Annotated in this window: 21 protein-coding genes and 1 pseudogene; 8 read left to right on the forward strand and 14 right to left on the reverse strand. The window is 53.0% G+C overall.

The features are described from left to right. Nucleotides 1-54: 54 nt before the first annotated feature. Together MHH78_RS31250 and MHH78_RS31255 are read right to left on the reverse strand one after the other, a co-directional pair. Nucleotides 55-1,839: a methyl-accepting chemotaxis protein gene (locus MHH78_RS31250; RefSeq protein WP_341169979.1), complete on the reverse strand. Its 1,785-nt coding sequence runs from the start codon at nucleotides 1,837-1,839 to the stop codon at nucleotides 55-57. Between the two features lie 207 nt (nucleotides 1,840-2,046). Next, nucleotides 2,047-3,456, reverse strand: coding sequence for a deoxyguanosinetriphosphate triphosphohydrolase family protein (locus tag MHH78_RS31255; RefSeq protein ID WP_341169980.1), 1,410 nt, complete (start codon nucleotides 3,454-3,456; stop codon nucleotides 2,047-2,049). A 192-nt stretch (nucleotides 3,457-3,648) separates the two neighbouring features. Between MHH78_RS31255 and MHH78_RS31260 the strand changes: the two genes are divergently transcribed. From MHH78_RS31260 to MHH78_RS31280, 5 genes are all read left to right on the forward strand, one after another. Then, nucleotides 3,649-4,425: a polysaccharide deacetylase family protein gene (locus tag MHH78_RS31260; RefSeq protein ID WP_076081055.1), complete on the forward strand. Its 777-nt coding sequence runs from the start codon at nucleotides 3,649-3,651 to the stop codon at nucleotides 4,423-4,425. 117 nt (nucleotides 4,426-4,542) lie between these two features. Beyond that, nucleotides 4,543-5,568: a helix-turn-helix transcriptional regulator gene (locus MHH78_RS31265; RefSeq protein ID WP_341169981.1), complete on the forward strand. Its 1,026-nt coding sequence runs from the start codon at nucleotides 4,543-4,545 to the stop codon at nucleotides 5,566-5,568. 17 nt (nucleotides 5,569-5,585) lie between these two features. Then, complete coding sequence (locus MHH78_RS31270; RefSeq protein ID WP_341169982.1) at nucleotides 5,586-7,223, forward strand: AraC family transcriptional regulator; 1,638 nt, start codon at nucleotides 5,586-5,588, stop codon at nucleotides 7,221-7,223. 81 nt (nucleotides 7,224-7,304) lie between these two features. Then, nucleotides 7,305-8,306, forward strand: a complete 1,002-nt coding sequence (locus tag MHH78_RS31275; RefSeq protein ID WP_341169983.1) for an iron-siderophore ABC transporter substrate-binding protein — start codon at nucleotides 7,305-7,307, stop codon at nucleotides 8,304-8,306. Next, entirely contained in the window at nucleotides 8,291-9,094 is an 804-nt protein-coding gene (locus MHH78_RS31280; protein WP_341169984.1) for a hypothetical protein, read from the forward strand. The genes MHH78_RS31275 and MHH78_RS31280 overlap by 16 nt, the downstream gene beginning before the upstream one ends. A gap of 48 nt (nucleotides 9,095-9,142) precedes the next feature. Here the strand turns inward: MHH78_RS31280 and MHH78_RS31285 are convergent, their stop codons facing one another. From MHH78_RS31285 to MHH78_RS31300, 4 genes are all read right to left on the reverse strand, one after another. Then, on the reverse strand, nucleotides 9,143-11,347 hold the full coding sequence (locus MHH78_RS31285) for an alginate lyase family protein (RefSeq protein WP_341170418.1): 2,205 nt from the start codon (nucleotides 11,345-11,347) through the stop codon (nucleotides 9,143-9,145). Nucleotides 11,348-11,396: 49 nt separating this feature from the next. Beyond that, the gene (locus tag MHH78_RS31290) at nucleotides 11,397-12,266 is read right to left on the reverse strand and encodes a carbohydrate ABC transporter permease (RefSeq protein WP_076081038.1); all 870 of its coding nucleotides are present in this window, start codon (nucleotides 12,264-12,266) and stop codon (nucleotides 11,397-11,399) included. Nucleotides 12,267-12,290: 24 nt separating this feature from the next. Further along, nucleotides 12,291-13,199 (reverse strand): ABC transporter permease, encoded by a 909-nt coding sequence (locus tag MHH78_RS31295; RefSeq protein ID WP_036723142.1) that lies wholly within the window; start codon nucleotides 13,197-13,199, stop codon nucleotides 12,291-12,293. Nucleotides 13,200-13,276: 77 nt separating this feature from the next. After that, a complete protein-coding gene (locus MHH78_RS31300) occupies nucleotides 13,277-14,848 on the reverse strand; it encodes an extracellular solute-binding protein (RefSeq protein ID WP_341169985.1) in 1,572 nt (523 codons plus the stop codon). A 222-nt stretch (nucleotides 14,849-15,070) separates the two neighbouring features. Between MHH78_RS31300 and MHH78_RS31305 the strand changes: the two genes are divergently transcribed. The 3 genes from MHH78_RS31305 to MHH78_RS31315 are packed head-to-tail and all read left to right on the forward strand — an operon-like array spanning nucleotide 15,071 to nucleotide 18,479. Next, a complete protein-coding gene (locus MHH78_RS31305; RefSeq protein ID WP_341169986.1) occupies nucleotides 15,071-16,129 on the forward strand; it encodes a sensor histidine kinase in 1,059 nt (352 codons plus the stop codon). 18 nt (nucleotides 16,130-16,147) lie between these two features. After that, complete coding sequence (locus MHH78_RS31310; RefSeq protein ID WP_341169987.1) at nucleotides 16,148-16,876, forward strand: sensor histidine kinase; 729 nt, start codon at nucleotides 16,148-16,150, stop codon at nucleotides 16,874-16,876. Continuing rightward, a complete protein-coding gene (locus MHH78_RS31315) occupies nucleotides 16,863-18,479 on the forward strand; it encodes a helix-turn-helix domain-containing protein (protein ID WP_076081031.1) in 1,617 nt (538 codons plus the stop codon). Before MHH78_RS31310 ends, MHH78_RS31315 begins: the two co-directional genes overlap by 14 nt. A gap of 420 nt (nucleotides 18,480-18,899) precedes the next feature. Here the strand turns inward: MHH78_RS31315 and modB are convergent, their stop codons facing one another. From modB to MHH78_RS31355, 8 genes and pseudogenes are all read right to left on the reverse strand, one after another. Then, nucleotides 18,900-19,562 carry a molybdate ABC transporter permease subunit gene (gene modB / locus MHH78_RS31320; protein WP_341169988.1) on the reverse strand — a complete coding sequence of 221 codons (663 nt, stop codon included), beginning with the start codon at nucleotides 19,560-19,562 and terminating at the stop codon, nucleotides 18,900-18,902. A 29-nt stretch (nucleotides 19,563-19,591) separates the two neighbouring features. Beyond that, nucleotides 19,592-20,335, reverse strand: a complete 744-nt coding sequence (gene modA, locus MHH78_RS31325; RefSeq protein ID WP_341170419.1) for a molybdate ABC transporter substrate-binding protein — start codon at nucleotides 20,333-20,335, stop codon at nucleotides 19,592-19,594. Between the two features lie 335 nt (nucleotides 20,336-20,670). After that, a complete protein-coding gene (locus MHH78_RS31330; protein ID WP_341169989.1) occupies nucleotides 20,671-21,051 on the reverse strand; it encodes a hypothetical protein in 381 nt (126 codons plus the stop codon). A 19-nt stretch (nucleotides 21,052-21,070) separates the two neighbouring features. Next, a complete protein-coding gene (locus MHH78_RS31335) occupies nucleotides 21,071-21,448 on the reverse strand; it encodes a PLDc N-terminal domain-containing protein (protein ID WP_341169990.1) in 378 nt (125 codons plus the stop codon). Further along, nucleotides 21,426-21,746 carry a hypothetical protein gene (locus MHH78_RS31340; protein ID WP_341169991.1) on the reverse strand — a complete coding sequence of 107 codons (321 nt, stop codon included), beginning with the start codon at nucleotides 21,744-21,746 and terminating at the stop codon, nucleotides 21,426-21,428. Before MHH78_RS31340 ends, MHH78_RS31335 begins: the two co-directional genes overlap by 23 nt. Further along, nucleotides 21,747-22,301 (reverse strand): RNA polymerase sigma factor, encoded by a 555-nt coding sequence (locus MHH78_RS31345; protein ID WP_341169992.1) that lies wholly within the window; start codon nucleotides 22,299-22,301, stop codon nucleotides 21,747-21,749. Nucleotides 22,302-22,764: 463 nt separating this feature from the next. Then, nucleotides 22,765-23,176 (reverse strand): annotated as a pseudogene (locus MHH78_RS31350) (ABC transporter permease); the annotation flags it as partial. Nucleotides 23,177-23,517: 341 nt separating this feature from the next. Beyond that, nucleotides 23,518-24,483, reverse strand: a complete 966-nt coding sequence (locus tag MHH78_RS31355) for a helix-turn-helix transcriptional regulator (protein ID WP_341169993.1) — start codon at nucleotides 24,481-24,483, stop codon at nucleotides 23,518-23,520. Between the last annotated feature and the right edge of the window lie 92 nt (nucleotides 24,484-24,575).

The raw sequence follows: 24,575 nt of genomic DNA on the forward strand, positions 1-24,575 counted from the left end.
ACCGCAGTTACGGCCGGCATCGCCGTTGATAAGCTTTTAGTCCAATCTATCCCCTCACACCTTAAAGCGGGTCACCGACTCCCGGAGCTCCGTAAGCAGCAGCTTCAGCTCCGCGATGCCGTTAGCCACAGCGGTGGTCGAGCTGAGCTGCTCATGCGCTGAAGCGGAGGTCTCTTCGACACCTGCCGCCGATTGCTGGGAGAGTGCCGAGATATGCTGGCTGAACTCGTTCATGGTCTCGCTGGCACCGGTCATTTGCTGCAGGTCCTGGCCCATCTCGTCGATTGTCACCGCCATCATGCGGACCGAGCCGTTGATCTCAGCCAGCGCATCACCGGTCTCGACAATCTGCCGGCTGCCTTGCTCCGTCTTGGCTACCCCGCCGCGCAGCTGCTCTACCATGGTTCTGGAGTCAAGCTGGATGCCCTGTGTAATCTCTGTAATCTCCGAGACCGTCTGCTGCACATCCTCTGACAGCTTCCGTACTTCCTGTGCGACAACGGCGAAGCCGCGTCCGCTGTCACCGGCCCGTGCGGCTTCAATAGCGGCATTGATCGCCAGCAGATGAGTCTGCTCCGAGATGCTCCGGATGGAGCCTACCAGATGGAAGATACCTTCATTCTTGCGGTTCAGCTCTTCTACGGTATCCATGGATTGCGAGACCGCATCGGCAATCTCGTTCATCTGCGCCACGGAGCTTTCCATGAGCGCCCGGCCCTTTTCACCCTTTTGCCGTACCTGCTCTGAATGATTGGAGAGATCCGTACCTCTGCCGGCAAAATTCTCAATTAACGTATTCAGCTCCTCCACCGCCTTGGAGGCATCCACCGCTGCTTCGGCCTGGCTTCCGGACGCTGTGGCCAGCTCTTCCATCGTCAGTGCGATCTGGCTGCTGCCTTCCTTCGTATCGGCAATGGTATGCATTAACACATCGCCCTGCTCCCCAATGATCCTTGATACATCTCTGATCCGGCTGACCATTTCCAGCAGCGTGCGGTTCGTTTCATTCACCGTCTTGGCCAGCAGGCCAATCTCGTCCTGGTTGCGGATCAGCGTCTCTTCCGCCGTCAGATCCCCGCTCGAGATCTGCTGCAGCTGCGCTGTTACTTTCTTCAGCGGATTGATGATCGTTCTGCGGATCACCATATTAACCAAACCGATAACGATAAGGACAATCAGCACAGTCGCAATATTCATTCTCCCGGCGGTATTGAAAATACTCGCAGAAGTTTTGCCCTCATCCTCAGCATCCTTCTGGCTGTGCGCCACCAGCGCATCCAGATCCACCTGCATGGAATTAAAAGCGTCAATCCCCTTCTCTGATACCTCGAGGGCCAATTTCTCGTCATTGGAGCTGCTGAGCAGAATCGCCTGATTGTTGACGGTCAGGAACTCGCCCCATTTTCCGACGAGCGACTGTAATTGCTTCAGCTCCTGATCTCCTTTCAGATTGGCTTTATATTCCTTAAAAGTATCCGCTACTTTGCCGATGAATTTGGACCGTTCTTCCGCAAGCGCGTTTTTGTCCGCGTTATCAGTGCTCAGGATATGCTGCAGGCTGAGTGCCATAACATGCTCTGTAAGATAGTTGACATTGTGAATTTTGTTCAGCTCGGGAATGATGTGATTAATGACTTTCCCGGTGTTCTTCTGCATATTGTTCATTTGATAGAGCGAAACCACGCCGCTGATGATAACGAATACAGCCAGAGCCGCATAACCGTAGGCTATCTTGGAGCCGATGCTTTTTCTGCCCCGGAACAGACTTGCCTGCTGCTCCTTGTCTGCTCCCTTCCTCCCTTTTCCTAACAGATCCTTCAGTCGCTGACCTATCCCCACACCTGTGTGCCCCCTTGAAATTATTCTGGATGATTCCACCAATTTCCATCTGATTACATTTATTTTCATAAAAAAAGCAAAAAAAAATAGGTTATATGTACTATGTCGGCAGCAGACGGTTAAAAATTAACATGTTTCTCTCGATGTAAGGTTTTACCTGCCAGCCCAGACGGCGGACAGGTAAAGTTTCTACTATATAGGATAGGTCTAATCCAGATCGTATATCGAACCGACCTTCAGCCCGTACAGCTCATTGTAGATTTTCTCGGCAAAAGCGTCGGTCATTCCGGCGATATAATCGGTCACCATATGCTCCCAGGTCCAGATCGGCTTGGCCGACTTCTGATCCTTCTCGAACCGCTGCAGCCAGTCCGAAGGGATAATACTCCGGGACGTCTCGGGATCAAGGAACGCCTCCCACAGCCGCCGCAGTATCCACTCGCTCCGTTTCTGCAGACGCTGTACGCGCAAATCGCGGATCATCGTTACCCAGGCGAAGCTTTTGAGCACACTGACGGTCCGCAGCATGTCCTCATCCTCCCTGCCTTCCTTAATGAAGGTAACCTTCTTCCAGTCCCCGTCCCCGATCACGCCGAGGCTGGCGACAAAGGTACTGACCCAATAGGCCTTGACTTCACGGCGGGTGCGGGAATAGTCATTCTCACAGGTAGGCATCTTCTCCTTCCAGATCCGAAGGAATGAACTCAGCACCTCCTCCACCTTGAAGCGGATAGCCGACTTGTTCCAGCCGGACCAGAAGGCATCCTCAAGCGTAGTGATCTTCTCCACAATCAGCCGCTGAATATAGTCGTCATGCATGAAATGCTCATGTACCTCAATCTTACCGGCCTTGATGCCGTCCTCCAGATCATGCGCCGAATAAGCAATATCGTCACACAGGTCCATCAGCTGCGCTTCCAGCGTCTTTTTGCCTGCCGGAATTCCCCACTGGGTGCGGATCTCATGGATATACTCCCATTCATGCAGATACATCCCCTTCTTCAGCACCGTCCCGGGAAAAGGATATTTGTTAATGCCCAGCAGCACCGCGTCCGAGAGGTTCAGACCGTCGATATTCTCGCGCTTCTCCAGGAACATGATCAGTCGGAAGTTATGGGCGTTACCTTCAAAATGCTCATATTTGCGCTTCATGCTCTCATGAATCGTCTGCTGCTGAACCGGACCTGCCCCTGACTTGGCCACTGCCTCCACCGTCTTGCGGGTAACCAGCTTCTCCAGCAGGCTGTCCAGCACCTCTTCTCCCTTATGCCCAAATGGGGGATGTCCGAAGTCATGGGCGATTGCCGCACATTCCACTACCTCGGGATCAATGACCAGGCCCGGATTCTCCGCCGCTCCTGTCTCTACTTCCGGGTAAGAACGCAGCAGACTCTTGGCCGCTTCACGGGCAATCTGTGCCACCTCCAGCGAGTGGGTCAGGCGCGTCCGGTAGTAATCCCCGGTTCCGGCCCCGAACACCTGCGATTTGCCCTGCAGCCGCCGGAAGGTCGGCGAATGGATCAGACGCGAATAGTCGCGTTCATATGCGGCTCTGGAGGTCTCCAGCTTCGTGATTTCGGGATATTGTCTATGCTCTCTTTGTTCAATCAGTGTCATCTCCGCCGCCCCTATTCCTTGATCTGTATTTAGTAACTTATTATAAGTCATTTCTGCCGGAACTTTCACTCTAAAATGCAAATCGCCCTGCGGGCTGCTATAAATGCATAGCAACCAAGGGGGATAGAGCATTCTAAGACTTAAGCAGCAAAAACCGCTTATAAAAACAAGTGTGGAGTGAATTTGAGAGCCATGAGAACAGCTACCCGATTGACCGCCGCAGTTCTTGCCGCACTGGCGCTGATGCACAGCCCTTCCGATCTGGCCCTGGGCAGTCCGAACAAGGCAAAAAACCGCTACTACTATGAGGAGCGCGGCGATATGATCTGGGAAGTGCGCACCAGCCAGAAGGTGATTGCGCTGACCTTCGATGACGGCCCGGACCCCCTGGAGACGGACGGCATTCTGGAGGTGCTGCATGAGTATCAAGCGAAATGCACATTTTTTGCGATTGGCAAGCGGATCGCCGCTTATCCCGATGTCGCCAGACGCGTGATTAATGAAGGACATGAGCTGGCGAACCATACCTATAATCATGTCTATTTCAAAAGGCCGATCTCCGGGGAGCAGATTCAGGAGGAGCTTGCGCTGACGGAGAAGGAAATTATGAAGATATCCGGCAGACACAGCAGCCTGTTCAGACCGCCGGGCGGCATGTATGACGAGACGCTGATCGATGTGTCCAACAGCATGGGCCTGAAGCCCGTTCTGTGGTCCTGGCATCAGGACACCCGCGACTGGAACCGCCCCGGCGTCTGGAACATCTCCAGCCGGGTGATCCGCAATGCCAAGAGCGGCGATATTGTCCTGTTCCACGACCATGTCCACGGGCCGTCGCAGACGAAGGAAGCATTGAAAATCATTCTGCCAGAGCTGAAAAAGCAGGGCTTCCGGTTCGTGACCGTCTCGGAGCTGATTCAGCTATCCGATGTGCAGCAGGCGAAGACAGACCGGCATATGACCTATTAGGGGGCCTGCCCGGATTGCACAGGTTCACAAAATAAGGTAGTCTTGAGCATAATAAGGCTATCCTAATATGGCTAATTGTGAATCTGCCGATGTCCATCCCCCAGGAGGGTACAATACATGACCGAGAATACTTCCTATACAACCGAGGAAATCGCCCGACTGCTCAAAATCTCCAAGCTCAAGGTCTATGATCTCATTAAAAAAGGTGAGCTGCCCTCTTACCGTGTCGGCAAGCAGATGCGGGTTGACCTCTCTGATCTGGAGAGGTACAAGCAGAATTCCCGCAACAGCGGGCCTTCTGCCCATCCGCTGCCCGGGGGCGGGCTGACTGAAGCTGCATTGCCTCAGGCGCAGCCATCGCAGCAGACGGGCCCCCCGTTCGCCGCGCCTTATCAGGCCTTCGCCTCCCCGCCGCCGCACAGCATGAAGAGCAGCGGCGTACATGTAGTCATTACCGGTCAGGATATGTCACTTGATATTCTGGCGACCCATCTGGAGCGGACCCTGCCCTCCACCCGCCCGCTCCGTTCCTATGCGGGCAGTCTGGACAGCCTCATCGCCATGTATCAGGGCGAATCAGATATTGTCAGTACCCATCTGCTGGATGGCGATAGCGGCGAATATAACCTGCCCTATATCCGCAAGCTGCTCGTAGGGTTCTCCTATATTGTAGTGCATCTGCTAACACGCAGCGCAGGCTTCTATGTGCAGAAGGGCAATCCGCTAGGCATCCGCAGTTGGGGGGATCTCCGGCAGGACGGGCTAACGCTGATTAACCGTGAGCGCGGCTCCGGCGCCCGGGTGCTGCTGGATGAACAGCTGCGCCTGCATGGAATTCCGTCCTCCCGCTTGAACGGATACATTAATGAAGAGAACAGCCATCTGGCAGTAGCCAGCCTGGTGGCAAGAGGCGGGGCGGATGTGGGCATCGGCACCGAGAAAGCCGCCAGAATCATTGACGGCATCGACTTCATTCCGCTGATCCGGGAGCGCTACGATCTGGTCATGGTGAAGAAGCCGGAGAATGAAGCCTGGATTAACGCCATTCTGGATATTCTACGCTCGGAGGCCTTCCGCAGTGAGCTAAGCTCGATTCACAGCTATGACCTGAGCGAGACGGGAAATATTATTTACGAGACTTGAAACCAGAGGAGGAACGCATGTTATCCACAATACCGCAGGCAGCACTCAGGCTGGAGCGCTTGTTTTTTTCAAGCGTACACAGCTATTACGGAAGATTGGCAGAAGGGGAAGCTTTGCCCCGAAGGACCCTTCACCACCATGCCTTATGTTATGTCACAGAAGGTAAAGGACAGATTATCCTAAATGGGGGCCTGCTTACGGCGAATAAAGGAGACTTCTTTTTGTTGTTGCCCGAAACTTCGGTGGAAGGCAAAGCGCTGACGACAGAACCGCTGCGGTATATGATCATTTTCTTCTCTTGTATCCAGCTTAGTAAAAATCACAGGCAACAGAAGCTCCACCCTCCGGAATTTCCAACTAGCGGGAAGCTTGAAGCTTCCGGCCATCCACAGGCTGCAGAGATCACCCGGCAAATGACCTCCTCTCACCGCACCCGTAACCCGGAGGATATCATGCACGCCAAGTACCGGCTGCAGCGGCTGCTCGCGTTGCTGCTTCAACCAAGTAAGCATATTGATCAGGACAAGGCTGTAGGGATGGATATTGTGCTTGCCCACATGAAGAACAACTACAACCAAGAGCTTAAAGTTGGGCAACTGGCTCTAATGGCAGGCTTAAGCCCCAATCATTTCATCAGAGCGTTCAAGCAGCTTACAGAAAAGACACCTATGGCCTATTTGCTGGAGGAACGGATAAAAAGGGCTAAGCAGCTGCTCTTCTCTTCCGAACGTGTCAAGCAGATCGCCAAGGAAGTGGGCTATAAGGACGAGCATTATTTCAGCCGGGTGTTCAAAAAATCGGAAGGCGTGGCACCGGCCGGTTACCTCAAAAACAATCATATCCGTATTGCTGTTCTCTACTATGGTCTGGATGATTACCTAATGACACTTGGACTAACGCCAGTGGCTGCGCTGTCTTACCGGGAGCGGGTATCGAGAAATTACAGCCTTCCCCACTCCGGTATACTGGAGCAGGACATTGTCCGCCTGAACGGTTCCCGGTTGAATTATGAAGAGCTGGCACGGGTGAAGCCTGATCTGATTATTGGGAGCGACCGCCTGTTACCAGGCGAGCTGCTGGAGTCCATCGCACCCACGGTTGTCCTTAAGCATACCGATAATGTGGATCAGCAGTTGTCCTGGTTGTCCCGTATTCTGGGCAGAGAGCAGCAGGCTGACGATTGGATGAACTGCTACACAGAGCAGAAGCACCTCCTTAGATCACGGCTGGAAGCACAGAATGTACTGCCCACGGTTTCTTTTATCAGAGTCAGCTCTGAATTCTACCGCTTGTACGGCGCCTCCAATCAGACAGGAACTCTGCTATACCAAGATCTTGGACTGAGTCCGCCCCCCTCAACCCGTGAGCAGACTGAATCAATGGATTTCGAGATTCATGAGCTTCCTGGGTATAACCCGGGAACCATTTTTTTGGCTGCGGACCCTACCCTGGAATCGAGACAACGGCTGGAAGCACTGCTCTCGTCCAGAGAATGGTCTTCACTGGATGCAGTGAAGCAGTCCCGGGTATTCGATGCCGGAGATCTGTTGTTCAAAACACTCGGACCCTCAGGCAGAAAGTGGGCCATGTCGTATGTTGCATCCCGGATAGGAACGCTGGACGATAGAATTATCCACGCCAACACAGGGTTATAATCCATTGAAAAACATGTATCGATCTCCTATCATAATGATAATGATTATTATTATCTATTACACAAAGGAGACGAGAAATAAATGAATCGAATGAAATCCATCCAGGTCATGCTCCTTGCCGTTCTGCTGCTGATACTGGCCGCTTGCAGCAATACAGCGGGACAACCGGCCTCCGGAGAACAGAGTCCCGCCGCTTCCCAAACCAGGGATCAGGCGGCTGCAGAACCGGACACACGCACGATTACCCACCTTAAGGGAGAAGCTGTGATTCCGGCCAAAATCGAAAAAATCGTTGTTCTCTCGGCAGAGTACATAGATCATCTGTTGACTATCGGAGAGAAGCCCTCCGGTGTGAACACCGAGGTCCGGTACGGAGGAGAGTATCTTCCCTATATGGCTGACAAGCTGCAGGGAGTACAAACTGTAGGTTCGGCGGATAATCCCAACCTTGAGGCCATTACCTTGCTTGATCCGGATGTGATTCTTATTGAGAGCCGGACGGCCGAGAATAAGTATGAGCAACTGAACAAAATCGCCCCTACCATCGTTCTTGGAAATGAATGGCTTGATTATGGCGACGATACTTCCTTTTGGACCAAGGATCTGCTAACCATTGCCGAGATGTATGACAAGACGGATGTGGCGAAGGAAAAAATTGCCGAACTGGAACAGAAAACGGTCCAGGCCAGTGAGAAAATCAAAGTGCTGGACAACAAAAAACTCGCCTACCTCCGTGTACGGGAGAAGACACTCCAAGTGTACGCAAAGCAAGGTCATCCAACCAATGCATTACTCTACCAGGATCTCGGGTTCGAACCTGCCGCACTTACGCCGGAAGAGCAAAGAGCAGATTTATCCTTGGAGAAAATACCGGAGCTGGGGGCAGACTTTATCGTCCTTGAGGTGGATTCCAATGCCCGCGATTTCCTGGACAACATGCAGGCCAGCGCACTCTGGAAGAACATCCCTGCCGTACAGGGAGGAAAGGTTCATGAGACCGATTCCTTCTGGCTCTTTAAGGGCTGGGGAGTGATCGGCCGGGGTGAAATTATTGATGAAATCATGGCATGGCTAGAGCAATGAGTGAGGTTATACCTTTTAGCAGCCAGTGGATACAAGATTTCATGCAGCAGCATTTTGCCGTGACGGTCACGGAGAAGCGGGATCATTCTTTTCCTTACAGTACAGAAGATCTATTGGACGAGGCGAAGCTCCCGTTAATTATCGGGCAGCAATCACTCCAGCTTGGGGAGCCTGGAGGAATTGTGGTCGGAACTTTGTTTGCCAAAAGGTACTCGGTGTTGATCATGGGACTGGCCGCCTCCATCACTCTCTTCGATACCCCGCTCTCTCTGCTGCCCGGCGCTTTACGGTTCAGGCTAACGGATGCAGGAATGATGCAGTATGAAGCGGAGACGGCAGCCACGGACAAATGGCCTGATAACCCTTCGGAAGTTCGTCAAGCCTGCCTTTCCGGCTATATAGATCGCCTGCTGGCACATTTACGGCAGGTGCTCCAGGCTGTATCAGGGTATACGGGAGCTAAGGAGAAGATCATGTGGTCGCTGATTGCGCATAATTTGCATAACCTGTATGAAAGGCTGCATACGGACAAGGGACTCTGGGACTCTGAGGATCGGGGCCGGATCATCAGCCAGGATTATACTACCCTGCTTCAGCCGGAGAAGCCGGATGAATTATCCATGCGGTTCCGGCGGTATGAGCATCCGAAGCTGTGCGGCCATTCATTATATCTGCGCAGGCATTGCTGCCTAGCCTACCGGATCAAGATTGGGCCTGATGCCGGAGAGTATTGCAGCACTTGCCCCAAGCTATCACCGGAAGAGAGATACAATATATTGGACAACTAAGCAACGCCCATCCCCGGTTCAGGATGGGCGTTGCTTAGTTCTGCTCTGCTATTCTCTAAGACCACTAATGACAATAACATCCCGGTTATAGCTGTCTCCGGCAAACGCAATGCCTTCCGGCTCCGTCTTGCGGGGCAGCAGCGCTTCAGAGATCATATTGCCGGTATGGTCGAGGTAGCTCGTGACATCGACACTCTTATGGTAAAGGCAGATGTCATCCACCCGCTCCTCCATTACGATACGCAGCGCGGTGGCCTCCTGCACCGAGAGCAGTTCCCCATGCTGCCGCACAGGCAGCCGTTCTGCATGCATCTGCGGCTTCGCTGCGCCGAACGGAACAGCCAGGGTGACGATGGCTGCACTGCCGGTTAGGGTAAGGGAACGCTTCATGACCGGACTCTCATGGTAGTGACCTTGCTTGAAGATCAGGCCCTGCTCCAGCGTCAGCCGGTCGTCCTCCAGCCCGGAGGGCAGCGGCTTCAGCAGCAGATTAGTCCCCTCCAGTTGAGAGACAACGTCCCCGCTGAGAGCATCGTAGGCCGCTGCACCCGGCGGCAGGTGGAAGTACTGCTCATAGCGGTGCTGACCTTTGGCTTCGAACAGATCCACGATCAGCCAATAGCTGTTCTTGATGAACAGCACCTTGCGGGAGTGAACCACCGGATCTTCGTACCGGGTATATCCGTACTGGCTCGCAAAGGTGTAGTCATATGCTTCATTGAACTGGGTGTCCCAGATTCTGCAGCTCGCCGTAGGCGGTGTATTCCAGTGGAAGCTGCGGACATGCTGGTCCTGCCCGTCTACAACTACAGTGTTATGGGCACGGGTCGAGACTGTATATTTACGTTCCTTGTTCCACTCAAACAAGCCCATACCCGAATCCGCCAGCAGCTCGCGTCCTCCGGCGTAGAGCACCAGGCTGAGCGCATCGGAATGCGCATGCCCGCCGATCCCGACACCTGCACGCATCGCCATGTACATGTCGTTAGGGCTCCAACCCTGACGCGAGGTCACATAACCGCCTGCCGGGAAGCAGGCTGCCGTCTCCGCCGGCTCAACGGCCTTCAGCTGATCATACTCCGCCGCAGCCTCCGGCCCGATTCTCCACAGCAGGGAGAACGGCAGCCGCTCATGCCCCAGCGCCTTGAAGTCCCCCCGCTGATACAGGTAAGCGCCCAAGCTCATGACATTACGCAGCTCGCTGACGACCTGCACATCGGTATCGCCGAACTTGACCAGCTGCCCGTCCGGTGCCAGCAGATGCATCGTGACGACATACATCTTCTCCAGCGTCTCCCGGTATTCTCCGGCATCGATGCCGAGCTTCTGGTACAGAACCACCAGTTCATACAGCTCGCGCATGACGATCAGGTGGTAATTCGGGCTGCCCTCGAACTGTACCCCGTCGGGGTAGACGTTCTCAAGGATGTATCCCGGCAGCTTACGCCCGGCGTATTCCAGCCATTCGGCGGAATCCTTCAGCTCCGGCAGAAGCAGCGCCGTCTGAGTCAGCCCCCGGAGCTGCATGCAGACATGATTGCCGCCACTGGCATGGTATTTGCGCACATATTCGCCGTGCTGCTGGAAGGACTGAATCAGCTTCAGCTTCACCTCAGGCTCGAAGGCCGGAGAGCCGAAGAAGGTAATGAAGGCTTCCGGCAGCATGAACATCCGCACACCGGCCGAGAGGGGGTCCCAGCTACAATGCTCCGCCCGGAACGTACCATCCACCGGCATAGGGTTGTCGTCAATGAAATGATTGATCATATCATTGAAGCATTTGGCGTATTTATCATCCCCGGTCAGCGCGTAGGCTCTGGACAGACGCTTCACATAGACGAACCGGGTCAGATGCAGCTGATACTGCGAACTGTCGAACAACCAGCTGTTCCAGTCGTAGCTTCCGTGCCGGAAGAGCACTCTTTTCCCTTTGAACAGGGGAATATCCCCCTCCACAATCCGGTCCGCCTCGGCAATATCCTGCTGCGCCTCTTCCTCCCCGCTGTAATGGCTGGCGGCGTACGCCCGAAGCTTGGGAACATCCTTCACCTCAAAGTAATATCTCCCGTTGTTACCCGCTGCAATGACTTCTAAATAAGCATCCCGTGCACCGGGGACATCGCCTAAGTCCAGCTTCGCAGCTACCTCTGCAAGCTCCGGTTTGTTCAAGTCCAGCATCGTGCTTAAGAATTCCCCGGCCGTTAGCTGCGGCTTCGTGTATGCGGGATTGTGGCGCAGATCTTTATATCGCATAGTCAATTCTATCATCACCTTTATATTCGCGTATCTCTCCGCCTAAAGTCTATTCCTTAATTGAACCAAGCATGGCACCCTTGGCAAAATACTTCTGCAGGAACGGGTACACTATGACTATAGGCAGCATCGCCAGCAGAATGGCCGCATTCTGGACATTGGGTCCAAGGTTGGCCGCAAGCGAAGCATCTACCGCTGCCTCTGCCGAGATATTGGAGGCGCTGATTGCCACCATCTGCCGCAGGAGCGGTTGAATCGGCCAGCGCGACGTATCATTCAAATAGATCACCGCTGAGAAGAATTCATTCCAGAACTGCACCATGAAAAACAGGGTGAAGGTGGCGATAATCGGTTTGGACAGCGGCAGCACGATCGAGTAGAGAATTCTGAATTCCCCGGCCCCGTCAATTCTGGCTGCTTCGTCCAGACTCTCGGGCAGGCTCTGGAAGAAGGAGCGGATGACCATAATATTGAAGGCACTGGAGGCTGCCGGAAGCACTACCGCCCAGTAAGAATCGATCAGACCCAGATTTTTGACGACCAGATAGTTCGGAATCATGCCCCCATGGAAAATCATCGTGAAGAAAATAACCAGCAGCATGATCCGGCGTCCGGGCAGAAATTTCTTCGACAGGGCATAGGCCAGTGTAATGGAGACAAACAGGCTGAGCACCGTGCCCATCGCCGTGATAATGACAGAATTCTTGACAGAGGTCAGGAACGTATTCGCATTCAGCAGATAGCTATAAGCATCCAGTGTCCAGTGCTTGGGCCAGATGAAGAAATTCCCGGCCATAGAATCTCCCGGCGGACTGAAAGAGACCGCAATAATATATAGAAAAGGCAGAATAACCAGCAAGCTGATTAAGCAAATCATGACTACAATAATGGTGTCAAACCAGGTTGCCTTAAGCTTCATAACCTCTCCACTCCTGTTCTTGTTCTAGAATATGCCTTCCTCACCCAGCAGCTTCGCCGCATAATTGGCCCCGAGGACCAGGATCAGACTGGCAACGGATTTGAACATGCCTACGGTAATCGCGAAGCTGTAATTGAATTGCTCCAGACCGACATGGTAGACGAACAGATCGAAGACATTGGAGACATCCAGGTTAAGGCTATTGGTCATCAGGAAGATCTGCATGAAGTTGGAGTCCATCGAGGAGCCCAGACGGAGCAACAGCAGAATCACGATGGTCCCTTTGATGCCGGGGAGGGTGATATGCCAGATGCTCTGCAATCGGCTTGCTCCATCCACCTTGGCTGCTTCATACTGCTCAGGGTTAATCCCCGCCAGTGCCGCCAGGAAGATAATCGTGCCCCAGCCTGCATCCTTCCAGATCGACTGGAAGATGACCAGCGGCCGGAACCATTCGTTGCTGACCAGGAAGTTAGCGCTGCCGTCGAACCATTGGCCGAGGTAATGGTTAATGACGCCCGAAGGCCCGAAGAAAGAAATCGTAATCCCGTAAATCACGACCCAGGAGAGAAAATGGGGCAGATATACGATGGTCTGCGAGACACGCTTGAACACCTTAAGCCGCACTTCATTCAGAAGCAGCGACAGGAGGATCGTGAAGGGAAAATAAATGATCAGATTCAGCAGACTGATCAGCAGCGTATTTTTCAGCAACATATAGAAATCGGAGGTTCCGAAAAACTGTCTGAAATTATCCAGCCCCACCCAGGGACTGTCCATCATGCCCTTGAACGGGCTGTATTCCTTGAAGGCCAGAATGAGTCCTGTCATCGGAATGTAATGAAAGGTGAGAAAGTAGAGAATACCCGGTGCTGCCAGTAAGTAAAAGGGCCATAGCTGATGAAACCGTTTGGGTCGTAAAGCTCTTTGCACAGGCTAAACCTCCTTATCCAAATGGGCAAAAGAAAGGGGAAAGCCCCTCCTTTGCCTCTGTATATAGTGTTGTTGTATTACTTCGTGGAATGCTCTGCGTGATATTGGTCCAGCAGTTCCTTGGTGATCTGCTCGCCCGGACCCTTAGTCCAGGTATCAATCTCCTTCTGCACATCCTCCCAGGCTCCCTCGCCCAGCACATACTTCGTCATGACCGCACTCATTTTCTTATAGCTGTCCGGATTCTTGCTGGCGTACTGTGAGTTGTAGCTGAGGAACGGATTCTCCACCCCGATCTTGCTGATCGTATCGAGAGTTGTCTTTTGCAGCGCCAGGATGTCCGGCTCCTTGGAGTTGGCGTATACATATGGATCTGCACGGTTCTCCAGGATGAAATTGTTCGGCTTATCGAGCTCATACTGCTTCTTCTGCTCCTCGGTCTGCACCGCAACCCCATTCTTGAAATCGCTGGAATGGATGCCGGTGACTCCCGCTTTGGAGAACGCTACATTCTCTTCGGAGGCCGTGAAGTCAAGGAAGTCTACAATCTGCTGCACCTTATCCTCCGGTACGGAGCTTGGAACCGCCCACAGTCCGTAGTACCCGGAGAGTACAGAAGCACCCTTCTGTCCGTTCGCGCCTTCAAGCACATCGACAATCGCGATTTCGGCCTTCGGGTCCGTCTGCTTCAGCTTTTCTACGTTGGTCTCTACAATATCACTGACATTCCCGACAAAAGCACCCGCTGTGCCCGCAAGGAACTTACTCCGCGCCTGCCCCTGGTTCTTCAATACCGGCGCATCCTTGTCGATCAGGCCCTTGCTCCAGGAATCTCTCAGCCACTCCAGGAATGCCTTGTATTCAGGCGTCTGGAAATCACGGACCACGTTGTCGCCGTCCAGCTTCCACACATTAGGAATGCCAAAGGCATACTGGATCGGGAGGACACCCGAGAACGGCCCGGGGCTATTCACACCGTCTGAACCGTAGATCGTGAACGGTATGGTTTTGCCGCCGCCTGCCGGGTCCTTCTCCTTGAACACCGCAAGCGCATTCGTCAGCTCGTCCATCGTCTTCGGAACTGGTAGATTATACTTATCCAGCCAGTCCTTGCGGATCAGAATATTGGCTTCGCCTCCGCCGTACAGACCGCGCGGCCGGGGAATCCCGTACGATTTGCCGTCAATCTTGGCTCCGTTCCAGACCACCTCATCAATCTGGCTGATATTCTTGGTCTTCGCAAGGTAAGGGGTCAGGTCATGAAAAGCGCCCATTTTCACCAGGTTGTTAAATTTATCGTCCTTGCCGCCATCCATCAGCAGCAGATCATAGGAATCTCCGGCCGATACTGCCACAGAGAGCTTATCCGTGTAGGCTTCGGATGGTACGAAGGTTACGTTCAGATCTACATTGCCGCGCTTCTCCAGATCCTCCAGCGCCTTGTTGTTCGTCATCTCCGGCGGATTGCCGAACAGAATGGTCATGGCCTTGATGCTGGCCGGCTTGCTAGCCTCACCGCTTGGTGTACTGCCTTCCGGTGCCGCTGTGCTGCCTGCCGCAGAATTATTGCCGCCGCCGCAGCCCGCCAGTGCAGTTACCATCAACGCCGCCGAAGCTACAAGCGGTACAAGCTTTTTTGTAATATTCATTGTCATCCCCCATTTGCTTGTATTGATTGCGTTTACATCGTGCTTACACTTTGGATTATAGAAGACGCCGGAGCTTAAGAACATGCCGGATTCCAGCCAAAGTGTCACCATTTTTAAGATTTGCCGGTCCGCAGGTATCTCCATGTCCGCCAATGTACTATAATCTGTTTAGGATAGCCTGCCCGGTATCCATAGTCCAAAACCCTTAACGGATGTGACGCTATGAATTCACCCTTTTTCAGCTTTTTGCGGCGGAGCTTCTACATTAAGATGATTGTGGTCATGTTCGCCATCTCGGTGGTTCCGCTGATTGTGCTGTCCTTCATCTCTGTAAGCGTATCCAGCACGACAGTGGAGCAGCAGGTGAACCGCCTGAATGCCCAGCTCGTCAATCAGGTTGTGGACCGGATTGAATTAACCATGACCCGGCTACGGGAACTCAGCGAGCAATACTCGCGGATCTCGTCCATTCAGAGCGCGCTGGTATCGCCTTCTGCCCAATATTTTGAAGAGGTGGTCCGCAAAAAGGATCTGATCTCCGTGCTCAGCGGCGCGTCCGCCATCATCGGGAATGTGGAGGGCCTACAGGTCTATTCCGCCGTTACAGGAGAGGTTCTCTCCTCCACGGAAGCCCCGGCCATGCTGGAGGAGTCCCCGTACCGGCCGCTGATTGAAGCGTATCTGGCTTCGGGACGGCCGAATCTTTTTCTGGACAAGCATTCGCTGCCTGAACTGGCTATTCTGAATTCGTCTACCTATTATATCTCACGCGTTCCCTTCGACTTATATAAGGACCTGAAGGGCGTGCTGCTGATCTCCATGAATAATAGCCAATACCAGCAGCAGATTGAGAATATTCAGCTTGGGAGCGAGGGCTCTATCTCCCTGCTGACGGAAGACGGCCTGACCATTGCCACGACCAGCAAGCTGGATAAGCAGGCGGATAAGCAGCGGGTTCAGGAGATTCTGAGGCGCTGGAAGGAGCTGAAGCGCCCGGATCAGTTCGCGGCAGGCTACTCTATTGTCTCTGTCAAGCAGACCTCCACCTATGACAAGTGGATCGTGCTCTCGGAGATTCCGTCCAAGGAGCTGACGGCCAGCGCCGAGATTATCCGCCGGACGGTCACTTATTTTCTGCTCATTCTGGTCTGTCTGGGGGCGCTCTGTGTGGTCGGCTTCGGGTATCAGCTCTACCGGCCTCTACAGGCTGTGAAGCGGCAGGTCGATGCTCTGAAAAAAGGGAATTTCGATGCCCGAGTCACCCATTTCGCCAATAATTAAATAGGGGATCTGGGCCGGATGCTCAATACCATGGCTGTCCGCATACAGGATCTGCTGGCAGACCTGCATGATTCGGAGGATCTGAAGCGCAAGCTGGAGATCCGGGCGCTGCAATCGCAGATCAACCCCCATTTCATGTACAATACCCTCAATACGATCCGTATGTTCGCCATGATGAAGGATTATGAGAAGATCAACTCCCTGATGGGAAGGCTGGTGGCCTTGCTGCGGTATTCCATGGAGAATTTCGAGCAGACGGTACAGCTCCAGCAGGAGCTTGATTATCTGGCGGATTATGTCGGGCTGCTGAATATGCGCTACAAATGCCAGATTCATCTGGAGGCTGAGATTGAGGAGCCGCTGCGGGGCATGATGATTCCGAAGCTGGGTCTGCAGCCGCTGATTGAGAACTCCGTGTTCCACGGCATTCTCCCGCGTAAGGCACCGGAAGGGCATATCCGTGTGCGCGTATACAGAAGTCCCGGCGGGAGCCATATTATTGTACAAGTCGAGGACGACGGGAACGGTCTGGAAGAGGCTGATCTGAGGAAGGTGCAGCTCCAGCTCCAGCAGGAAGAGTCTGCCGAGAACATCGGACTGCAGAATGTATGGATGCGCATGAAGCTGCTGTTCGGGGCGGAGACACAGATCCTGCTCACAAGCGCTCCGGGTGAAGGCTTGACCATCCGCATGCTGCTGCCATCCGGGAACGTTCTGATTAAGGAGGAACATCATGAATCACTATAGAGTTGTCCTTGTGGAGGACGAGATTCCGGCAAGAACCGTCTTCCGGCATTTCATTGAGGAGCGCGCAGACCTGTTCACCCTTGTCGGTGAAGCCGAGGATGGCCGGGACGGGCTGGAGCTGTTCCTGAAGCATAAGCCGGAGCTGATCGTCACCGACATTACGATGCCGGGCATGAACGGGCTGGAGATGCTGCGCGAGATTGAACGGAGCGGGGTACGTGCGCCGCAGATCATTATCCTGACCTGCCATCAGGACTTCCACTATGCCCAGCAGGCCATTCATCTGAAGGCAGCCTCCTATCTGATTAAGGATGACTGCCTCTCCGATCCGGGACTGCTGACCCGGACGATGGAGGAGCTGGCGGTCCTGGCGGATTCACGCGGCGAGACGAGAGACAATTATCTGCAGCTGGAGCAGCAGGTCCGCCTGAGCGAATTGGAGATCGAGCAGAGCCTCTTCCTGGAAATGCTGCGCAGCCCGGCGGCGGAAGCCAAGTGGCTGCACAGTCTTGCGGACTCGCAGCTTCCGCTTCACGGCCAGGGCTTCATGACCCTGCTGCTGGAGCTGGACCGCAACTCCCTGCGCTTCCCGATCGACCAGCTGGAGGAGTTGAAGCTGTGGCAATTCGCCGGGGTGAACGTGCTGAAGGAGCTGCTCGGCAGCATAGGCCCGCATAAGGTTATCGCCCTCGACAAAGGGCGGTTCCTTGCCCTGTATACCGACAGCTTCAAGACGGAGAGACCCCGCTTCCTGGAGCAGGTGCTGGAATCCTTGGCCGCGAATCTCCGGATGAGCTGCATCGCCCTGCTGTGCAGCTTCGAACAGGGACTGGAGGACCGGCCGGAGGCACTGAAGCTGCTGGCTTCGGCGCCGTATCCGTTCTTTTACCGCTGCAATGAGCTTATCGGCATTGGGGAGTGGGGGCAGCTCTCCAGCTTCCAGCGGATTCCTGAGCCGCAGAGCCGCTTCTGGAGCAAGGTGCTGAAGAAAGCACTGCTGGAGCCGCATCTCAGCACGGCGGCTCTGGAGCAGGAGCGCCAATCCCTGCACCGTCAGGCGATGGAGCAAGCCTGGGACCCGGAGCAGATCAAGTCCCTATATCTGCGAGTCTTTCTGGATATGAGCCATAACGTTATTGGGGCGGAAGGCGGGGCGGATCTTGAAGCAGAGCTGCGTGTACAAATCGAGCTGTGCCAGACATTCAACGCTGTACATGAGATCACCTGCGATCATTTCCGCAAGCTTCAGCAGCTTCAGGAGGGCGGCCGGAAGATCGATGCCTCCATCACACGGATCATTCAACAGATGCGCGAAGATCTCAGCTATCCCTACAAGCTGGAGGAGCTGGCCGCTTCGATCAATTACAGCGTGCCCTACTTCAGCTCCATGTTCAAGAAGGCCGTCGGTGAGAGCTTTGTCCAATACCTGACCCGCCTGCGGATCGAACAGGCCAAGCTGCTGCTGCTCACCACCGACCACAAGACCTTCGAAATCTCCGAATCCATCGGCTTCGAGAATTACCGGTCCTTCAACCGGATCTTCAAGAAGGAGACCGGCGTCTCCCCCTCGGATTACCGCCGGCAGGGAACACACAGCATATAAATTGGACTATGGGCCGTCGGCTGGCCGATTGTGTTCGGTTTTTCGATTACATTTGGCTTACGCGCCGTCCTCCGTCCTATTGTAGTCGGTTTTTCGACTACATTGGCTTACGCGCCGTCTTCCGTCCAATTGTAGTCGGTTTTTCGATTACATTTGGCTTACACGCCGTCTTCCGTCCTATTATGGTCGGTTTTTCGATTACATTTGGCCTACGGGCCGCTCCCGGTCCTATTGTGGTCGGTTTTTCGATTACATTTGGCCTACGGGCCGCTCCCGGTCCTATTGTAGTCGGTTTTTCGATTACATTTGGTCCATGGGCCAGCGGCTGTCTGATTGTGTCCGGTTTACCGTAAACAACCCCCGCCTTCACCGGAAATCCGGTGAGGACGGGGGTTGCTCTTGTTAACCTGTAATCATCCGTCAGGAACGGCGGTTCACGAACATCAGCATAAGCATGGAGATCACAATGATCGAGCCGACCCACATCCAGGCCAGCGTCATGTTGCCGCCATCCACCGCCACATAGATCGCGGTAGGCACGGTCTGGGTACGGCCCGGAATATTGCCCGCTACCATCATAGTCGCCCCGAATTCGCCCAGTCCGCGGGCGAAGCCGAGGACATAACCGGCAGCCAGCGAACGCCCGGCCAGCGGCAGGGTCACATAGCGCAGCACCTGAAGCTCGCTGGCTCCCTGCGCCCGCGCTGCATCCTCAAGGTCTTTTTCTACCCCCTCGAAGCCTGCCTTGACCGTGCGGTATACCAGCGGAAAAGCAACCACAACAGCGGCAATGACTGCCGCCCCCCAGGTGAACAGAATCGTCTGCTCCGTGAACTGTTCATACAGCCTGCCGATCCAGCTGCGCCGCCCGAGGAAGACCAGCAGGACGAAGCCGACCACGGTTGGCGGCAGCACCAGCGGCAGCAGCAACACGGTCTCTACCAGATTATGTCCGAAGAACCTGCGCCCCGCCATCTTCCTGGCTGCCAGCATGGCCAACAGGAACACGATGATACTGGTCAATACCGCAATCTTGATTGATAACCAGACCGGGGCGAAAAAGTCGGGCCAATTGATCTCCATCTCTCTTCACCCCATCTAATGGTAGTTAGTTATTTAGCTAATTGAAATCCGTAGCTGGTAAAGACAGAGCTGGCAGCAGCGGTCTGCACATAGCTATAGAACGCTTTGGCCTCGGCCTGATGCTTCGAATCCTTAACAATTCCCGCCGGATAATTAATCGCCTTATGTACATGGCCGCCAACGGTCAGGGCAATCTTCACCTTCTTCGAGGTAAGCGCATCCGTCTTGTAGACGAACCCGGCATCCGCATTGCCTGTCTCCACATAGGACAGCACCTGTCGGACATCCTTGGCGAAGACCAGCTTGCCTTGCAGCGTATCCCATACCTTCTTCGCGGTCAAGGACTGCTGAGCGTATTGTCCGGCCGGTACCGATTCCGGCTGGCCTACGGCTACCTTTTTGAAGGCCGGAGCGGTAAGGTCAGTAATGGTTGTAACCTTCGTGTTCGAATCGGAAGGCACAACGACGACCAATTGATTCTTCAGCAGCGCCTTGTGGTCTGCAATCAGCCCTTTATCCACCAACGCGTTCATCTGCTTATCGCCTGCCGAGAAGAACAAGTCGGCCGGTGCCCCCTGCTCAATCTGCTTCTGTAGCGTACCTGAGGCGCCATAATTGAACACCAGCTTAATCTCAGGATGCTGCTTCTCATACTGTACAGCAATCTTGTCCAGACTATCCTGCAGACTCGCTGCTGCGGAGACAATAATCTCCGTCTTCTTCACTGCCGCCTCAACATCTCCTGCTGAACCCGCCGACACGCCCGCCACCATAAGCAGCACCAACAATCCCGCTAACCACTTCTTCAGCACACTCCATACCTCCCCATCACTATTCTTTATTTTGATCATATTCTAGCAAGTTAAATCGAATTATACAATGCATTTGATTATGTTTGTATATGTTTAGTTATAATTAGTATCAAAACACCCCCACAAAGTGCGGCTTTAGCTTCGATGATGACTCAGGTACTTTGCGGGGACCCCAAAACATATAAATTCTAATAAAATAGGGATAACCCTAGCCGCACGCTAAAAAAACCCCGCCCTATTGTATAGGGAAGAGGCCTTTTCTAGGGCTATTCGCAATAATCTTCTCACAGTTCCTGTTATTCGACCTTGAAGGCAATCTTGAAGCTTCCCTTGGCATCTTCCCCCTTGATTTCAATCCGGTATTTCCCGTCCTTCCCGGCCTCCACCTTCTCGGTACCTGATTCATTGGTTGCCAGTTCAGTAAGCACCTCATTATCCGGCCCGTATAACTTCATGGACAGCTGGCCCTTTTCCACCTTGGATTTGTAATCGATGCTGATCGTTTCACCGCTTTTCATGCTCAGCTTCTTCTCCTCTGTGCCCGTAAAAAGCTTGTAGGAGCCGCTTATTTTGCTCTTCGTGCTGGACCCGACGTACATTATTTTCTTGTCACAGGAAGTCAGCAGCACCGACGCCATGATGATCAAGCCCCCCAGTGTCATCCATTTCTTATTCATATACTTAACACTCCCCGGTTTAGATTAGATGGCCGCAGTGCGGACAACGGATACCCTCATTGCCTGCATTAGATGCTATGTGAATGTGATGCTGTTTCCTTGCCAGGAGATACAGGATCAGACCGATGAAATTAGGAATATAGATGACCGCAGTCACCCAGAGCCAGGCATTCATCCGCCGCCGCGAGGCATCTTTATAAATGAATACCGCAATGAGCACATTCAGCCCCAGGAACAGCAGGGCCAGCAGGCTTATCACAATAAGCCAGGTCAGATTCTCCTCCAAAAACTCGCCCATATAGGGGCTTATGGCATACCCCAGCGCAATACAGCTTAACAGGATGGTTGCCGTAAGCGCCCAAAAAACAAATTGCTCAACGGTTAAGTGAACTTTCATAAGACCCTCTCCCGCTCCCCAGGGTACTGTACAACAGCAATGTTCCGGCGATCATTGGAGACAGGATGAACAGCAGCCCCATGTTGATCTTCCATTGCAGGGCAGCCGGACCAGCCAGGAAGTACAGTCCCAGCACCATGAATATCAGCCATTGCAGGGCCATTAAAATGGAAAGTGCGCCCATTGTCCTGCGCCCTTGTATCCGCTGAATCGTATTAGAGACAAGCTCTGGTGATGGCGTAAGCGGCAGCTTGAAATATTCCGTCAGCAGCCGGTCTTCGTCTCCGGACTCCTTCATTTAGTTCATCTCCTTCATTAGCTTGTGCAGCAGCTTCTTGCCATGATTCAATCGGGATTTTACAGTTCCGAGGGGAACTCCCAGCACCTCCGCAATGCCCTCATAGCTGAACTCCTCATAGTAATACAGCACGAGAGGGGCAAGATAACGTTTAGGCAGACTCCGCAGGCATTCCTCCAGGAGCCTGTGCTCCTCATGCCACAGCAGATCCTCTTCTGCCAGTGGAGCTGGGTCTCTAATATGTATAAGCTCCGCATCCGAGGACAACCAGGTCCAAAGGGCATACACGCTTTTCCACTTCCGATAGCGGTCACGGTACATGTTGAAGGCCACCTGGAACAGCCAAGGCTTAAAGGGACGCTCCGCATCATACTTCTCCAGCTTGCGGAGCACACGTACCCATACCTCCTGGAACAAATCCTCCGCATCCTGCCGGTTCAAGGTAAGATGGCGGCAGAACCGGTATAAATCATCCCTATACCTGACAATGAGAAACTCAAGATGCTCTTGTTGACCGGACTTGCATCCTTCAACGAGCTGTTTGTCGGTCATCATCTGTTCTCCGCCGCCCTTTCAACCTACATTACGAAGCATCCCAGATATTGTTCGAAAATTCACAAGGTTATTTTTAGAAAAAGTTAATGAAATTTGAAAATAGCCCTGACCCGAGGATAGGAGGTGGTTTGGCTTAATTGCACTTTGTACAACTAAAATGTCCTATTCATAACCATTTCCACGTTTAGTTGTATTTCGGACATTTAAAAAGCATCCTTCTCCCGGTTATCAGCTAAGTAGGCAGATTTAGTTGTACAGAATACAGTTAAAAGATGAAGCTATGCTTTTTCGCTGTTTTTAAGTGTACATTCTACAACTAACTATATTTGAACAACATCATCCTAACAGGTGAAGCATCCTCGCGCCTTCCAACAGTAAACCACCTTCTGTTAAAATAAAGGGCTGTCCCAAGCAGCCATTGATATGGCTTGGGACAGCCCTTGCGAATACCTTCTATTCAGATTCAGTTCTTCATCCGCGGGTCCAGCACATCCCGCAGGCCGTCGCCCATCAGGTTGAAGCCGAGGACGGTCAGCATGATGGACAGACCCGGGAACACTACGGTCCAGGGGGCCTTCTGGATAAACTGGCGGGAATCCGATAGCATCTTGCCCCATTCCGGGTCCGGCAGCTGAGCGCCCAGTCCAAGGAAGCCCAGGGCAGCAGCTTCAATGATGGCTGTCGCGACGCCAAGAGTGATTTGAACAATGATCGGCGTCAGGCTGTTCGGCAGGATGTGGCTGAACAGCCTGACGCCCGTTCTTCATCCCGATGGCCCTGGCCGCCGTAATGTACTCCTCGGACTTCAGGCTCAGCACCTTGGCCCGGACCAGCCGGCCGTAGGTCGGAATGTTGACGATGGCAATCGCGTAGAGCACCATCCACTTCCGGAACCTCACCGCGGTCCGTTAAAAAGTGGGTATGCAGGTTCTCAATGCTCAGAATCGGCTGGATCAAGTCTCTCCCTCTTTTCTGTTAAAAATTGAACGAAGGTCAAATGCCTGATCAGGAAAACTATTTAAAAAGTTAGATATATTAACTAATACCTAACATAATAAGTAATCTAATTAACTGTAAATACATATTACTGTTATTTAATGTATAACTTTACTATGGATGTCCTATCTAGGCAAGGAAAATTTGTACATATAACTAACCCTATGAATTTTATATGAATATATCAGAGCATAAAAGTGTGAGGAAAATATACCTGCAGTTATTTGTACAGCGACAGCCACTTCTCCAGTTGTTGCTTCAGCACATCCCGGTAATATAGCGGCTCCATAATCTCAGCCTCTTCCTTGTATTTCATAATCCAATGAACGAAGCCGATATCCTGCTCCACAGCGACCTTGAAATGCAGGCTGCGGTTCTGGCGGTCCACCCTGCTCGGCTTTACAAACATCTCCTCCTGCTTCAGCCGTTCCATCATCCGCTGCGAGAATTTGACTCTGAATTCAACCTGCAGGCTGTCCTGTTCCAGGGACCACTTCTGCTCCATGAAGGACTGCAGATCGAACTGGTCTTTGGAGAACCACCTGTCCAGCGGATTGACACTGGAGAAGCCGTTAATATGAAAGGTTCGGATGATCCCGAAGCGGTGACAGAAACCAATCAGGTGAAAACGATTCTCTAGCGGGACCAGGCAATAGGGATCAATCCGGATACCTTTTTCTTCGTAGGCATTCTCACTATAGTCAGCCTGTATGCTTCTCTGCTTCATTACGGCATCCAGAATGTCGGTCAGAAAGAGGGGCTGGTCTCCCTGAGATCTGCTATTTTCCGTCCAGTTTGGTCCGGCTTCCTTTTTCGTACGCTCCATTGTTTCTTCCCTTTCTGCCTTTTGCTTATAATCTGCCGCCATCACTTTCTCGTATGCGTCTTCAAAGCCCGGGGGCAGCAAAGGTTTGATCTCCGCCATAATACTGCGCAACTGTGAAAAAGCCTCTGCTTCCTCTTCTGACCAATCCAAGGGGTACAGCGCGAAATTACCGATAAAAGCATACCCCTTGCCATGTCCCATATGAGTAATGGGGATATGCATGGCACTGAGCGCATCCATATCCCGATAAATCGTTCTCTCGCTGTTGCCGCATCGTTCCGCCAGCTCACGGGCCAGAATTCCCGGTTTGGCTTGAACTAGCGTAATGATGCGCATCAGCCGGATCAATCGGTCTGTCATATTCAGTTCTCCTTGACTTATGGTAAAATAGACCCATTATTTTTAAATAAACTAGTTATATATATCTATAACCAAGGATGTAATAACCGAGA

The organism is Paenibacillus sp. FSL H3-0333 (genome assembly GCF_038002805.1).
GTDB lineage: Bacteria > Bacillota > Bacilli > Paenibacillales > Paenibacillaceae > Paenibacillus_AQ > Paenibacillus_AQ silagei.